Origin of the sequence: Nostoc sp. MS1, assembly GCF_019976755.1 — a bacterium.
Lineage (GTDB): Bacteria > Cyanobacteriota > Cyanobacteriia > Cyanobacteriales > Nostocaceae > Trichormus.
Genome location: NZ_AP023441.1, coordinates 3,566,972 through 3,582,285, shown reverse-complemented (window position 1 = coordinate 3,582,285; position 15,314 = coordinate 3,566,972). Strand labels below are relative to the sequence as shown.

Here is a 15,314-nt window from a genome sequence, read left to right as displayed (position 1 = left end):
GCTTCCAGGCATCGACAACTAAAAATATATAATGACGTTGTTATGGCTGTGCTTGAACATTCTGCACAACTTGGTGAGGTGCAATTGTATCTTGTCCTTCTCTATTTTGTTCTTTGAGCCATTTTTGAATGCGCTTTCTTTGTAATTCGCAAACTTTTACACTAGCTACTGTTAAGGAATGACGGGGAAAAATCTCCCGCAAATCAGCCAGCATATCCTCAGAGGTACAAAATTCTAAACACTCGGCAATGTAGGCCATTGAATCTAAACACAACCATTCTTGAGTCGCCTCTAGCTGACAGATTTTGAGCTTTGTGGTTTCCATAAGTTTGGTTATGTCATATACCAAGATTCCCGGCATCAATTCTACTGCATCTTCAAACCTAAATTCCTAATTCGTTATTCGTAATTAAGAATCTTTATATCACCCGCAGGTAATAAGTAACAAGTATTGGTTTTTACCATTACCTATTACCCATTACCAACTTTTACAAGGAACTTTGGGACTCAAACCCTAATCCCTCATTATTTCCCTCTTTCCAACAAAGCGGCGCGTGCGTGTTCTCGATCATCAAAATGGATTTTTTCTGTACCGAGAATTTGGTAGTCTTCGTGACCTTTGCCAGCTAGGAGTACGCCGTCACCGGGTTGGGCTTGTAAAATGGCGGTACGAATTGCGATCGCGCGATCGCCTATTACTTTTGGTTCCACTGTATCAGGGATTCCATCAAGAATATCAGCTAAAATTCGTTGTGGGTCTTCAGTGCGGGGGTTATCTGAAGTTACTACGGCTAAATCTGCTAACTCGGCTGCGATTTTACCCATTTTTGGGCGCTTGGTGCGATCGCGATCGCCACCACAGCCAAAGACGCAAATCATTCTCCCTGAAATAAATGGTCTAGCAGCTTTGAGTAAGTTTTCTAAGCTATCAGGAGTATGGGCATAATCCACAATCACGCTAATATCTTGGTCAGAATTAATCTGCACCCGCTCCATCCGTCCAGGAACACCAGGAAACTCTGGTATGCTATTGGCGATTAATTGTAAATCTAAGCCTAAATGTAGAACTGCACCGACAGCCGCTAACAGATTTTCTAAATTATATTGACCAACCAGGGGCGAACTAAAAGATACTTGCCCTTCTGGTGTGTGCAGGATTCCACTCACACCATTAGACCCATAACTCAAATCACTCATCCACAAGTCAGCGCTGCTATCGTTAACGCTATAACTCCACACCTTTTCAGGACTCAGTGCCTTGATTAATCTTTGACCATAAGCATCATCAGCATTGATAATAGCCCTACCTTTAAGGTAATCAGGACTAAATAACAACGCCTTTGCAGCAAAGTAATCTTCCATGTCGCTGTGATAGTCCAAGTGGTCTTGGGTGAGGTTGCTAAATACCCCCACCTCAAAGGGACAACCAAGCACCCGACCTTGTGCTAATGCGTGGGAACTAACTTCCATCACGCCAAATTCGCACCCAGCATTAACAGCATGTGATAGCTGTTGTTGTAGTTCTACGGCGAAGGGTGTGGTGTGGGTGGCTGTTTGCTCAAACCCAGGCCAACGAGTGTAAAGTGTTCCCATCAAAGCCGTAGATAATTGAGCTTTGTTAAGGAAAAATTCAATCAGATGAGTAGTTGTAGTTTTACCGTTAGTACCAGTGACACCCACCAGCTTGAGCTTCTGCCCAGGATAAGCATAAAATGCTGCGGCGATTTCTGCACAAGCTTTAGTCATGTCGTTAGCGCTAATTACAACCGCCTCATCATTGGGAGGATTCTTTTCCACTGCTTGCGGAGAGACAATAGCCGCGATCGCACCGGAAGCGATCGCACTCGGCCAAAATTCTCCCCCATCTACCCGCGTTCCCGGCATACCTATAAACAAATCCCCTGCACTGCAAGCATGAGAATTGGTTTTGATGCCTTTAACCTCAGCATCCGCCAAAGCTGATGGTACTTCAACACTGTTTACTGTCGCTAGTAATTCCCGCAATTTCATCTTGTGAACCTCGACACACGCCTTTCTTGCGCCTATTCTGCATTATTTTTTTCCGAATTGGCTAAATACTTAGATAACATTTGCGCTAATTGCTGGACGTTAGCACGGGGTGAAGGGCGGGGTAAAGCTTGCGCTTCATCGTCTCCAGGCTTTACCAGATAAAGCACAGGAATCTCATACTCATATGCAGCGAACCAATCTTCACGAGTTGTAATGTCACGAATTTCTAACTCAAAACTCAAATTTTGGATCTGTTCTAGTTTTTCCTGCAAGCCCTCACATAAGTGACAACCGGGTTTACTGTATAAAATTAATCGCATTTACTCAATACTACAATCCAAAACATCATGCCATTGTAAAAAATACATGGTAAATATATAATCTCAGCAACATAATTTAATTATTTATATTACATCTAGCAATAATTAAAACTTTTGTCTTTATAATTTATTGTATTTACCTAGCTTTTATGTAAAAAACATATATGGGGAATATTTTGAAAATTTTCAAACCAATAGTAAATCAATTTATATTACAAAAATTAAACCTAATGTAAACATTTACTAAATAATAGTTCAAACTAATGAACTTAGTTTTCCTCAGCCTGATTAAACAAATAATTATTTTACCTTCCCCTGAATTTTATTGATTTCGCTGAACTCATGAATGACTCTCTGCATAAAGATTTTTCCATTTATCAGCTAGCTTTAGGAACAGAAGCACATGCTCAAACGGTAGCTCTTGATCCAGCTACATTGCTATCACTGGTGAGAGCGCAAATAGATTTACTAATTGAGCAGCAACTAAGTACAACTTTGTGGGTAAAACTCCCACCGGGAAAGATTTGGACTACAGAGCTAATTCGTTATTACTCATTTATGGGTGAATCGAGTTATATTTACAATTGTCACGTTGAGGGTAAAAAAACAGGGTTAGAAGAAGAAAATTTCACATCTTTATCTAATTTATCTAAAAATTATTCTGATATAGAATTAACACCAAATAATCAGATTCAACGGGAATATTTTTTAATAGCACTGTCGGCAAATTTTTGCAGTTTGATTGTAGCTTATAGACCGCGTAAAACCAATAAAGTTAGTGATTTCGAAAAAAGAAATAACAGTAAAAATCAACCATTGTTCACTATTACCTCGATTGATAACAAAGTTATTCAACGTGTATTAGATGGCATTAACAAAACGAATTTCAACAACTCACAAGCAATAGCGCCAAAGGACTTTATCTGTCCAACTGTTTGTGAACCAGCACTCGTTAGCCAGCTTCTCACTAAACAACTCCAGCGACAAACTGAACTTAATCGTCGAGTTGGTGTTGAGCGTGTAGCGAAATTACAGCAGCAAAATCAAGAACTGCAAACCAAAGAGCGCCTCAAAGATGAATATTTAACTAATGTGTGTCAAGAATTGCGTACACCCTTAACGCAGATGAAAACTGCACTTTCGCTGTTAAATTCGCCAACCCTCAAACCCCACCAACGACAGCGTTATTTACAAATGCTCAATACCCAGTGCGATCGCCAAGGTGTTTTGATTACAGGTTTAATGGCTTTAATAGAATTAGAGCATAATTTAGAAGATGCAGCGTTAGAGTTAGTCAAACTTTCCGAGATTGTACCGGGAGTAGTTAGCACTTATCAACCAGTCGCTCAAGAAAAAGGCATCATGCTAGGCTACACCATACCCACCGATTTACCAACTGTTTGGTGTGTTAATGGGGGATTACGGCAAATTGTGATTAATTTGTTAAATAATAGTCTCAAATTTACACCCAATGGTGGTCAAGTATGGGTTAGAGCTAAAGTACAAGGTGAATATGTCCAACTAGAAATTCGTGACACAGGTATCGGTATTACTGAAAGTGAAATCCCCAAAATATTTGACTGCTTTTATCGTGTGCGATCAGGAATAATTCACGAGGATGGCGCAGGTTTAGGACTCACAATTGTCCAAAGATTGTTATGGCATTCTGGGGGTTCTATTAATGTTAAAAGCAAGGTTGATGAAGGCTCTATTTTTATAGTACAGATGAAAATAGGAAAACAGGAGTAGGGATTTTTAGGTCAGAAACCCCACTCCTTGGGGCGATTGTGTTGGACGGGGTTTAAATAAGCGTCCAACACCTACTCTGTTCCCTATTTCTTGTTCCCTGTTCCCCGTTAACAAATAGTTTTACAACCTTGATATGTCCAAAAAAATATCTCTGAGCTTGATGGCGCTATTTATTAGTGTGCAAGTTAGTGTTAACCAGCAGCTAGTTAAAGCCCAAACTCCAACCATACCCACAAGTACTACAAAATCAATTTGTCCGGCGCAATTAGGAACTTCTATAGATGCAATAGTTAATCGTCCTTTATTTAATCGTGTACGCTGGGGTATTTTAGTAGCACCTTTATCATCAGGACAAACTTTGTACAGTCGGGATGCTCAGAAATTTTTCATTCCCGCTTCTAATGCTAAATTATTAACCACTGCTGTTGCATTACAACAACTAGGGGCAGATTTTCGGATTCGTACTTCAATTTATCAAAATGAGGATGGTAATTTAACTGTTGTTGGTAGGGGAGATCCCAGCCTGAATGATACTCAGTTGCAAGCGTTAGCACAACAATTAAAACAGAAGGGTATCACCCAAATTAAACAATTAATTCTTGATGATAGTTACATTCAAGGTGATGCTGTTAACTCGACTTGGCAATGGGAAGATATACAAGCAGATTATGGTGCGCCAGTTAGTAGTTTTATCCTGAATCAAAATATATTTGGCTTAGAATTTGTTCCTCAAACTGTCGGCAAAACTCCGAAATTGTTATGGAAGGATAGCAGTGAATCACAACAATGGTTGATTGTAAATCAATCCGTGACAGTAGCAGCCAAACAACCAAGTTATATTAATGTTACCCGCGATTTAACAGGAAAAATATTGCGTATTCAAGGACAAGTTGCAGCTGATTCTGAACCATATTTAGTAGACTTACCTGTAGTTGACCCCAATTATTATTTCTTGCGGCGTTTCCGTACTATTTTAGCAACAGAAAAAATTAATTTAGGGAATACATTAGTTGCTAATAGTGCTGCTAATCAACAGGAATTAGCTGCTGTAGAGTCGCCACTTTTATCTGAATTAGTGATAGAGACTAATCAAAATAGTAATAATCTGTATGCTGAGGCTTTGTTAAGAACATTGGCTTTTAAACAACCTGGAGTGCAGAATAAAAGTAGTGCTGATATTGGTTTAGAAGTTGTTAAAACGACTTTAAATAAATTAGGTGTTGATTCTACTGGTTACGTTTTAGCAGATGGTTCTGGTTTATCTCGGCGTAGTTTAGTCACACCAGAAGCGTTAGTACAGACTTTGCAAGGCATGGCTAAAACACCAGTAGCAGATATATATCGCGCTTCGTTACCTATGGCTGGGAAAAGTGGTACTCTCATCAACCGCTTGCGTAATACTCCGGCTGAGGGAATTGTACAAGCAAAAACCGGCACATTAAGCGGTGCGATCGCTCTCTCTGGCTATGTCAACTCGCCTCAATATCCACCGTTAGTTTTTAGCATTATGGTAAATCAATCTGACCAACCTGCAAGCGTTTTACGGCAAGCAATTGACGAGATTGTTGTCTTGTTGGCACAGTTAAGGACTTGTTAGGAGGCAATTGACAATTGACAGTTAACAGTTGACAGTTGTTTTTTCTCCTCTGCTTCCCCATCTTCCTCATCTCCCCCCACTCCCAATACGGTTCGGATAAGCATTTTGAACTAATAATTGGTTTAGGGAAAAGGTTAAAGGGTAAGGGTTAAAGGTTTTTTCTTCTCTTTTCCCCTTCGCCTTTCCCCTTTAACCGAACCGTATTACCCCCACTCCCCACTCCCAAAATAAAGCGCCAACTTCTACGCAAATAGAGGTTGACGCTTTATTAATATTGATGTTCAGGGTCTTTATATGGCTGACCCCGTTTGAATTAAGATATTTAAGCTTTTATTTAGATTTACATCTAATTAGTGAATTTTTGTAAAATTTAAGGTTTTCTTTAGATTTAAAGATTTAAGATTCTCTTTAGATTGTCGAAGACACCTTTATGTAGGCAGGAGAAGTTATGATGAGAATCTGCCCTTTAGACTCAAAAATACTGCGTCAACTTTGGTCTTTGGTTGAACAAACCCAATCCGCTACGCTTCTCAAGCTGAGTGATTCAGATTTGGTTAAGCAATTGTTGACGCAGCTTGATAGTCAACAAGTTCTCAGCAGCGAAGAAATTAGTTCTGTGAACAGCTATCTATGGTCTAGAACTAATCTTATCCGCGATTTAGCGATCGCTCGTTCAGCCTAAGTATAGAGTTAAGTTTTGCCTCAGTTTCTAATCCTTAACACAACGAAACCCAGCAAAAATCTGACGCACTTGGGGATAATACCAGTTGCGGAAACTAGAACGTAATACCCAAGGACGAGAAGCCCAACTACCGCCTTTTAACACGCGATGTTTTTGGTCAAAATAAACTTGTGAGTAGCCCTTGTATGGGTAACTGGCAAAACCTTGGTAGCCATCAAACCAGGAGGCTGTCCATTCCCAGACGTTACCCAAGGTGTCGTATAAACCATAAGCACTTTGCCCTTGTGGGTAAGCATTGACTGGGGTGGTTTTCAACCCATCGTAATTACAATGTTGAAGCGTTGGTGTGTCTTCTCCCCAAGGATAGGTGCGGTGACGGTTAGCTTTAGCGTCCCAACTAGCAGCTTTTTCCCATTCAGCTTCTGTAGGTAGGCGTTTACCAACAAATCGAGAATAAGCCTCAGCTTCGTACCAACTGACACCATAAACGGGATGATTATTTGGTGTGCGACGATGCTCGCCCCGCCGGAGGCGATCGCTATTCCAGTAAAGTGGTTGTGTTACCTGTTCAGTTTGTAACCATTCCCAACCTTCCACAGACCACCATTCAATATTTTGATACCCTCCAGCCTCCATAAATACCTGATATTCGCCACAAGTTACAGGATAACGATCAATCCAATAACTATCTAAACAAATTCTATGTGCAGGACGCTCGTTATCTAAAGCATCCATAGAATCATTACCCAACTCAAACTCACCTGCGGGAATTTGCACCATCTCTTCAACAGTTAACAGTTGACTATTGACTATTTGCAGTTGACTATTGACTAACTCCAACACCATACGAATGATTTCACAGTGCTGGCTTTCGTGCTGAACCAAAAATCGCCACAGTCTTTCTTGTTGTTGAATATCAGCTACTTCTAAATATTCCAGAACCTTGGTTCTTACTGTTTTTAAATAATAAATAATTTCTGCTATTTGTGGTAATTGAACTCGTTGGGATTTAGGTAAACCATCAGCAGCAAATAATTTGCGATATTGGGGAAATAAACATGGTAAACCTGCACTATGTTCTAATATCCAAAAAGATTCTATATAGGCGATGTGTCCCAAATGCCAGCCTACAGGACTAAAATCATGATGCGCTTGGCTAGAAAATGTAGCTGCATCCATATCTACAAATAAATTTAGAGTTTTACTGCGGCATTCCTCCAAAGCAAAAGCAATATAATCTTTCAGGCTAGATGTTGGCAACTTTGATATCACAGTCTTCTCCTACACTGATAATGCTGTTTTCTGGACAGGTAGTCCAATTACCTGCAAATAAGGGTTCAGATGCAATAATGACAGAATTGGGAAACATTAAATCATCTTTTAACCAGTAAAGCGACGGTGATTTTGAAGAGGAAGCAAAACGGGAAGCTATTAGACGTTTACCATTACTAAAAATTACATTTGCAGACGCATCTACTTGATGACGTTTTGCCATATCTGCAAGCAAAAGTAAAGTATTACGTAAAACTGACTCTAAAGGACGATGTTTATTATTTTCAATTTGTGAAAGTAACAATGCAAATATATGTTCTGAATCTGTACTACCATTGATACGTTCGTAAAAATCAGGAGTTAAAATACTACGGATTTTTCGATGTAAGCTTTTGCGAAAATTTTCAATGCGTCCATTATGAATAAATAACAAATTTTCATAATTAAATGGCTGACAGTTGGCAAAATCTAGAGCTTGTCCTGGTGTCGCACTGCGAACATAAGCCAGCACACACTTAGATTCTACATAACGGCTGAGACTTGGTAAATTGATATCATTCCAAATGGGGAGAGTATTTTTGTAAGTAAAAGGGTCAGTATCCTTTTGTGGATGATACCAACCAACACCAAAGCCATCTGCATTTACTACACCAGAAGTCATCTCACGGGGTTGATAGCTTTGAACTATCAATGAATGTTCCGGTTTATACAACAGATGTTCTAAGGAAACAGGCGAACCCAGGTAAGCAAGTAGACGGCACATGATGAAAGAATTTTTTCTAATTCTTGTATAGAATAAACTGTGTTTGTAGCTTTTACTCAATATATACGTAAATTTCTATCATCTTCTATCTAACAATGACTAACTCAATAATGGTAATTTTTCCCTATCGCCACAATCAAACTTGGGTATTTGATGATGAGCGTATGGGTTTAGTGCAGGAACCATTTGTTAGTGGTGTCCCAGAAATGATTGAGGTTTTGATTCAAGAAATCCCTAATGTTGATGAGGGGTTTAAGCTTTTATTTTCTGCTAGTCCTTTTCCTGGTTATCAAGTAGAATTGACTTGGCTTAGGGAAGAATATGGCGGAAATTGGTATACGTGGAAGCAGAGAAGTCTAGAAGGATGGCTATGTCCAGCGTTGTTTAAATACTTTAATCAACCACCAGAAAAAATATATTGTAAAGCAGAAAGTTTATATTCTTCTTGATAAAGAAGTCGAAAGAAAATTTTTTATATCCGGTTATGGCTTCTTCCTTTGAGTATTTATATCGATAGATCAGCAAAAAGAAAAATCCTCCCATTACCACTTAAAGACTAGGTAAAATTTGCAACTTTTCACAAAAAAGCAACAACAAAGCAACAAAACTGTCATAAATAATATCTAAAGTAGTAATAAGTATAGATTTCTCTGCACACTGCTATGCAAAACCAAGTACACGATGAATCTCAACCGTTAAATCCTCAAAACCGTAATCATGCACATTGGAAGGGCGCAGCTGCATCTCTATCGTTAGTGCTGCTGGGATCTGGTATGACGTTGGCTGGCGGATATTTGGCTGGAAATCAGCAGCAGTTGGCGCAGAAAGCTTCTAGCTTGGCGGTGAGCCGAGTAGATGCTGCACCCCCACTACCAGACAACGCAGATCCTAACTTTGTTACTCAGGTAGTACAAAGGGTTGGCCCGGCTGTAGTGCGTATTGAATCTTCCCGGACTGTTACAGCTCGCTTACCAGCCGAATTAAATGATCCATTTTTCCAGCGCTTCTTCGGTTCCCAACTACCTCAACAACAACAGAGAGTTGAACGGGGTACGGGTTCTGGTTTTATTATTAATGCCAATGGTAGTATTCTGACTAATGCTCACGTCGTTGATGGTGCGGATACGGTGCGAGTCATCCTCACAGATGGGCGCAGTTTCCCAGGTAAAGTATTGGGTAAAGATAGTTTAACAGATGTAGCTGTTGTCAAGATTCAGGCTAATAATTTACCCACTGTTACAGTGGGTAATTCCGATAAACTGCAACCAGGACAATGGGCGATCGCAATTGGTAATCCTTTAGGTTTAGATAATACAGTCACCACAGGTATCATCAGCGCTACCGGACGCACCAGTAATCAAATTGGCGCACCCGATAAGCGCGTAGAATATATTCAAACTGATGCAGCAATTAATCCTGGTAACTCCGGCGGCCCCTTGCTGAATTCCCGTGGTGAAGTAATTGGTATGAATACTGCTATTATTCAAGGCGCACAAGGTTTAGGCTTTGCTATCCCTATCAAAACAGCACAACGTATTTCTAATCAACTTATATCTACAGGCAAAGTACAGCACGCTTACCTGGGTATTCAAATGGTAGGCTTAACACCGCAACTCAAAGAAACCATCAACTCTGACCCCAATAGTGGTTTGAGCGTAGATACAGATAAAGGTGTTTTAGTTGTCAAAGTTCTGCCTAATTCTCCAGCCGCAAAAGCAGGACTACGCGCTGGTGATGTTATTCAAAAATTGAATGGCCAAGCAGTTACAAATGCTAACAATGTACAGAGTGCCGTAGAAAATGTGGGAGTCGGTGGGCAACTACAACTCGAATTATGGCGTAATGGCAGAAGCGTCAACTTAGCCATACAAGCTGGTTCTTTCCCCACTCAGCAGGTAGATTAGGGAGTTATTAATTCAAAATTATTTGATTTTGAATTGAGAGAGCAGATTTAATTTATCTTCTCGCATGTTATTAATTAGGGAGATGAGAAAGACAAAATAAATAATAACTCTTTCTCACCTTCCCTACTTCTCACTCCCTTTATTAACGGAAAAACAAATATCTGAAACCAATGACTAATAAAAATAAGCCGTAAAGTTTTTTCATGGTTTCGCTAGTAATAAATGGCTGATTGGCAAATATGGCTCCAAATAAGTTGCCAACTAATAAGCCTACTGCAATTAATAGAGCATATTTAAAATTAATATTCCCACTACGATAATAAACTGCTGCGCCTAAAAGCCCAATTGGTAAAATTTGGGCTGCAATTGATGTACCAGTGGCAAATTTTTGATCCATTCCCACCAATAACACCATTGCTGGAACCATAATTGCTCCGCCACCAATACCAAACATTCCCCCAGCAACGCCAGCAACTAGCCCAATCAGTAACATTTGAACAATTATATTAGACATAGAAAATCGAGTTCTTTCGTTAATTACAAACTGATTCTATAGGATTCATCATTACTTTTGAAAATCAATGTAGACATAACCCATTGTACAGAGACTAAGAATCAACGAATTATAATAGCTACATAGAAGTCACATTGATTTATAGCAATTGTAATTTTGAATTTTGTAAGATTGCTTTAGATAGCAAACCATGCACACCTTTATTTGGACTGTTAACCACTTGAGTTATGCGAAAATTTACCGCTAAACTACATAAAACATAAGCATCTTCTGGAGACAAATTAACAAACCGTTCCAGAAAATCAAGCATATTTTTCAAAGCTTGTTCTAAAGCTGCATCTAAAGTTGGTGCAAACCCCATTGTGATAATATCAGTCGGCGTTTCTGCAATAGGTGTGGCAAAATGCAAATCTTTGCGAAGTTTCAAATGGATACGTCCATTCATAGAAGTTTCTATCGCAGTTACATTAACTTCCCCATCTCCTTGCGCTGAATGTCCATCACCAATAGAAAATAATGCGCCAGGAACGAAAATAGGCAAGAATATGCGCGAGCCTGCTTGCAGTTCACGGTTGTCGATATTACCGCCATAATATCCAGGGGGAACAGATGAGCGAGAATCTTCTGGGGTGGCGACACCAAGGATACCAAAAAAAGGTTTAAGAGGAATTTTAATACCACTATTTACAGGAAATTCAGCCGTATTGTTAACTAAATCTAGGGGGATAAATCTTAAAGCGGGTTGAGTAAATTGATTGGGTAAGGCTCCCCAACCTGAACGGATGGCATTAAATCCAACTGGTAAACTAGGTGCGATCGCTTCTAATCTTACTTCTAAAACATCTCCTGGTTCAGCATCACGCACATATATCGGCCCTGTGAGTAAATGCGGCCCTGCGGCAATTTTACGTTCTGGTGGTAGATTTTGACAGATATCAAGGAATTGAGGTGTAAGAAACTCTGATGGTGCTTTATCGTGAATATAATAACCAGTGTATGTTTCTACATCAATGGTGTCCCCAGAATCTACCTTTAAGGCGGGTTCTAGTAGATGAGAGAAACCACCTAAATGCACAGTTGATTTAGTGGCTTTTAAGATATGGTGGCTCATCGCTATGGGTGAACAAGTATTCTTGCTTAAGATACCTGAATTTGTGTATATGTTCTCAATAAAAAAGCCCTTACCAGACACAGTAAGGGCTTTTCGTTTATCTCAAAACTTATTTATAATCTAGTACCAGAGCCAGAACGTACTTCATTAGGATCGCGGTAAGCTGTGGCTTCGTGGCGTTTACGAGCCAGACCTGCTAAACCAGCCAAACCAAGCAGACCTAACCAACCCCAATTATTATGATTGCGATCGCCCCTTACATCGCTAGTTCCTTGGTATGATGTACTACCTGTAGTTCCAGTTCCGGGTGTATCAGTACCTGTAGTGCCAGTGCCTGTACCTGTTGTTCCTGTACCTGTGCCATAAGTGCTGGTGCTACCTGTGCCTGTTGTATCTGTGCCAGTGCCTGTACCTGTTGTACCTGTACCAGTACCTGTAGTGCCAGTACCTGTAGTGCCAGTGCCTGTACCTGTTGTACCTGTACCATAACTACCTGTAGTGCCAGTGCCTGTTGTACCTGTACCATAACTACCTGTAGTGCCAGTGCCTGTTGTACCTGTACCATAACTACCTGTAGTGCCAGTGCCTGTTGTACCTGTACCTGTAGTGCCAGTGCCTGTACCTGTTGTACCTGTACCATAACTACCTGTGGTTCCAGTACCTGTAGTGCCTGTACCAGTGCTAGTTCCTGAAGTACCTGTCCCGGTAGTGCCTGTACCAGTGCTAGTTCCTGAAGTACCTGTCCCAGTAGTACCTGTACCAGTGCTAGTTCCTGAAGTACCTGTCCCAGTAGTACCTGTACCAGTGCTAGTTCCTGAAGTACCTGATGTACCTGAAGCACCACTGCTTCCAGTTTGAGCAGAAACAGGGAGATATGCAACAGCAGCGAAACTGATAGCAAATAAACTAGCTAAAACAGACTTAGATAAATTAGAGGTTTTCATGCTTCTGGTTCCTTAATATGTTCTAGATGCTGTGATTTAAACCGCTCAAGATGCTGGATAGCATTTATTAACCACTATCCTGATGCCAAACATTGCAAAATAAGGCTTATGCTCAATGAAGATAAGCCATCTTTAATTCGAGAAGCTTATTCAACGATATCTAACTGATTTAGTCAGATTCACAAAAAAAACTGTGCAGATATATTCCCTTTTGCTTTTGCCAACCAATTAATAATTGATTATCATTCAGTGTTTAATGTAAAACAAATTGTGCAAAATTACTTGAACTTTTCTCTTTAGATTCTTGCTGATCGCTAAGAATAAAGCCTCTTTCTGGAGATATAAGTTAAAATTTGCAAATTAACAGCAGAATGGAAGATTTAAAATGAAGTAAATAAGATTATGTCCTTTAGAAAAATTTTACTGTCTAGCTCTTGAGACATAGACTATTGAATTAAAATTATTGCCTCTTGCACCTTAGTAGTCAAAGCTTTCTGTAATCCTTGCTCAACTTTACTAATGAGTTTGTCAAAAGCTTCTTGATTGGCTGTCAATTGTTCTTGAATAACTTTTTCTAATTCTGGTCTTACTTGTTTGCTAATATCGTCAATCTTCTTATCATTGATTAAACTAGAACGAATCCAACTAGGAACATTGATATTAGTTTTAATTGTCTCCTTAACAGTCTCTCGATTTAACTCCATTCCCGCCGCTATTACCGAAGCCCCGTAAACTAAAGCAATAGGCCAAGTCAAATGACCAGTCAGAATGAGAGTAATGATACTGGCAAGAGTACCCCCACCAATTAATACATTGACAATAAAAGCTACCGTATCACCAAGAATAACATCGCTAATACGTAATTCTGGATTAACTAAAGCAGGCTCGATACTATCTTCAAATCTTAAACTACTTCTGGGGATTTGAAACTTACGGCATATTGGATCTGTTTCGGCGGCTAAATCTGGTTGAATTTTATGATTAAACCAACTGATACATTGACTATTAACTATCTTCTGAGCCATATCGCCTTGTAGCCATTGTTCTGCACGTTGCTTCATTGCAGCTTCTAAATCGGCTAAAGTACGAAGTTTGTTTTTTTGCCAATCTTTTACCCCTGGTCTTACTGCGTTTTCAATTAACCCTTCTGTTAACGGCTGGGTCAAAGATGCAATTAACTCTGGAATATGCTTACCAATTATTTCTGCGAGTTTATTAGATTCTAGCAGTTGATTTACTTCCCCTTTAAAAGCAGTGGCGCGTAAATCCCAACGTCCTACACGCGCTAAACCCAATGCAATACACCGTTCCGGTTCCGGGTCTGGACGTAGCAATGTTTCTGGTTCGGGGAAGGTTTTTTGGCAAAGTTTATGGGTAAATTTCATCCGCGATGCACCCCCAGTCATCAGCAGTAGCTTGGGTACAATACCTTGGCTGTCTAGCTTTTGCTTGGCTTCAGCTAAAGCGTCATAAAATGATTGCAACCAACTTTTCTGTTCTAATTCGGGTAAGGGTTGATTTAATATTTCCTCCATTATCAATTTATTGACTTGGGGGATAAAATAAATCTGTTCGTTGATAGATTCAAACCCACGAGCGAAGGATTGAGGATCAGTATATAACTGTTCGTTAGAAAAATAATCTTCCTTGGCTTTACGACAAGCTAATTCACAACGTGCTTGATGATGGGGATATTCTTTAAATACTTTTTCTAGTAATGATTTTTGTTCGTGTTTGGCGAGGGTATGAGCAAAAATAGCCTTATCAATTAAGGATGCGCCTAAAGTATTACTACCAAAATCTATAGGAATTTCTTGTAAGCTTTTAACTAAGGTGAAATCTGTAGTTGAAGAACCAATATCAACAATTAGCACAGAAGATAGGAGTTTTTCATACTCCAATTTCCCGGCTTCTTTAGCCTGCATAAAAGCTGCTCTTGATTCAGGCACTACATTTAATAGAGAAATGCCCGATTCTTGCAGCAATTTCTGATATTCTGCGCGTTCCTTAATCGACCATCCAGAAGGACAACCAACATAAAAGTAGGTATTGTCTTGATTTTCAATTTGTCTACTTTCTTTTAACAGGTGGTAATAGGTGGCAATGAAGGTACTAATTGTTTTGCGATATTCGGAGTCGTTATTTGGTTTTTGCTTAAAAGTAATTGCCAACTGAGTAACGCCAGCTTGAATTAAAGCTTGTTCTCCTACTAAATAACCCAGTTGAGGATGCCAACCTAGTGCAGTAATTTGGTTCTTTTTATTATTAATCTCCAACATTTGGGGTGGTTCAATGCTTTCGACAATAGCCTTGGCTACTGCTGTCTCACCGTGTCCTAAATCAAAACCTACTGTTTCTAAAATTTCCATTTTCTTGGTCATTAGTCATTAGTCATTAGTCATTAGTCATTAGTCAACAGTCAACAGTCATTAGTTTTTTCTTCCCTGC

14 protein-coding genes are annotated in these 15,314 nt (G+C 39.6%); 5 read left to right on the top strand and 9 right to left on the bottom strand.

The window, feature by feature from the left end; genetic code table 11:
• Positions 1–40 precede the first annotated feature (40 nt).
• From NSMS1_RS15465 to NSMS1_RS15455, 3 genes are all read right to left on the bottom strand, one after another.
• Positions 41–361 carry a hypothetical protein gene (locus NSMS1_RS15465; protein WP_224085405.1) on the bottom strand — a complete coding sequence of 107 codons (321 nt, stop codon included), beginning with the start codon at positions 359–361 and terminating at the stop codon, positions 41–43.
• Positions 362–525: 164 nt separating this feature from the next.
• On the bottom strand, positions 526–2,010 hold the full coding sequence (locus NSMS1_RS15460) for a UDP-N-acetylmuramoyl-L-alanyl-D-glutamate--2,6-diaminopimelate ligase (protein WP_224085404.1): 1,485 nt from the start codon (positions 2,008–2,010) through the stop codon (positions 526–528).
• Positions 2,011–2,042: 32 nt separating this feature from the next.
• On the bottom strand, positions 2,043–2,330 hold the full coding sequence (locus NSMS1_RS15455; protein WP_224085403.1) for a glutaredoxin family protein: 288 nt from the start codon (positions 2,328–2,330) through the stop codon (positions 2,043–2,045).
• A 342-nt stretch (positions 2,331–2,672) separates the two neighbouring features.
• On the opposite strand from NSMS1_RS15455, the gene NSMS1_RS15450 reads away from it, so the two are divergent.
• The 3 genes from NSMS1_RS15450 (at position 2,673) to NSMS1_RS15440 (ending at position 6,358) form a co-directional block, all read left to right on the top strand.
• A complete protein-coding gene (locus tag NSMS1_RS15450) occupies positions 2,673–4,079 on the top strand; it encodes a DICT sensory domain-containing protein (RefSeq protein WP_224085402.1) in 1,407 nt (468 codons plus the stop codon).
• 133 nt (positions 4,080–4,212) lie between these two features.
• Positions 4,213–5,676 (top strand): D-alanyl-D-alanine carboxypeptidase/D-alanyl-D-alanine-endopeptidase, encoded by a 1,464-nt coding sequence (dacB, locus tag NSMS1_RS15445; RefSeq protein WP_224085401.1) that lies wholly within the window; start codon positions 4,213–4,215, stop codon positions 5,674–5,676.
• A 451-nt stretch (positions 5,677–6,127) separates the two neighbouring features.
• On the top strand, positions 6,128–6,358 hold the full coding sequence (locus NSMS1_RS15440; RefSeq protein WP_224095241.1) for a hypothetical protein: 231 nt from the start codon (positions 6,128–6,130) through the stop codon (positions 6,356–6,358).
• 27 nt (positions 6,359–6,385) lie between these two features.
• On the opposite strand, the gene egtB is transcribed toward NSMS1_RS15440, so the two are convergent.
• The gene (gene egtB, locus NSMS1_RS15435; protein WP_224085400.1) at positions 6,386–7,630 is read right to left on the bottom strand and encodes an ergothioneine biosynthesis protein EgtB; all 1,245 of its coding nucleotides are present in this window, start codon (positions 7,628–7,630) and stop codon (positions 6,386–6,388) included.
• Positions 7,605–8,393 (bottom strand): ergothioneine biosynthesis protein EgtC, encoded by a 789-nt coding sequence (gene egtC, locus NSMS1_RS15430; protein WP_224085399.1) that lies wholly within the window; start codon positions 8,391–8,393, stop codon positions 7,605–7,607. Before egtC ends, egtB begins: the two co-directional genes overlap by 26 nt.
• Positions 8,394–8,488: 95 nt before the next feature.
• Here egtC and NSMS1_RS15425 point away from each other — a divergent pair, with 95 nt between their 5' ends.
• Both NSMS1_RS15425 and NSMS1_RS15420 read left to right on the top strand, forming a co-directional pair.
• Entirely contained in the window at positions 8,489–8,842 is a 354-nt protein-coding gene (locus NSMS1_RS15425) for a DUF6717 family protein (protein WP_224085397.1), read from the top strand.
• A 213-nt stretch (positions 8,843–9,055) separates the two neighbouring features.
• Positions 9,056–10,297, top strand: a complete 1,242-nt coding sequence (locus NSMS1_RS15420) for an HhoA/HhoB/HtrA family serine endopeptidase (RefSeq protein WP_224085395.1) — start codon at positions 9,056–9,058, stop codon at positions 10,295–10,297.
• 142 nt (positions 10,298–10,439) lie between these two features.
• Here the strand turns inward: NSMS1_RS15420 and NSMS1_RS15415 are convergent, their stop codons facing one another.
• The 4 genes from NSMS1_RS15415 to NSMS1_RS15400 form a co-directional block, all read right to left on the bottom strand.
• The gene (locus tag NSMS1_RS15415) at positions 10,440–10,811 is read right to left on the bottom strand and encodes a sulfite exporter TauE/SafE family protein (RefSeq protein ID WP_224085394.1); all 372 of its coding nucleotides are present in this window, start codon (positions 10,809–10,811) and stop codon (positions 10,440–10,442) included.
• Positions 10,812–10,950: 139 nt separating this feature from the next.
• Positions 10,951–11,922: an acetamidase/formamidase family protein gene (locus NSMS1_RS15410; protein WP_224095037.1), complete on the bottom strand. Its 972-nt coding sequence runs from the start codon at positions 11,920–11,922 to the stop codon at positions 10,951–10,953.
• A gap of 113 nt (positions 11,923–12,035) precedes the next feature.
• Positions 12,036–12,866, bottom strand: coding sequence for a WGxxGxxG-CTERM domain-containing protein (locus tag NSMS1_RS35335; RefSeq protein ID WP_317986597.1), 831 nt, complete (start codon positions 12,864–12,866; stop codon positions 12,036–12,038).
• Between the two features lie 446 nt (positions 12,867–13,312).
• Positions 13,313–15,235, bottom strand: coding sequence for an Hsp70 family protein (locus tag NSMS1_RS15400; protein WP_317986601.1), 1,923 nt, complete (start codon positions 15,233–15,235; stop codon positions 13,313–13,315).
• Between the last annotated feature and the right edge of the window lie 79 nt (positions 15,236–15,314).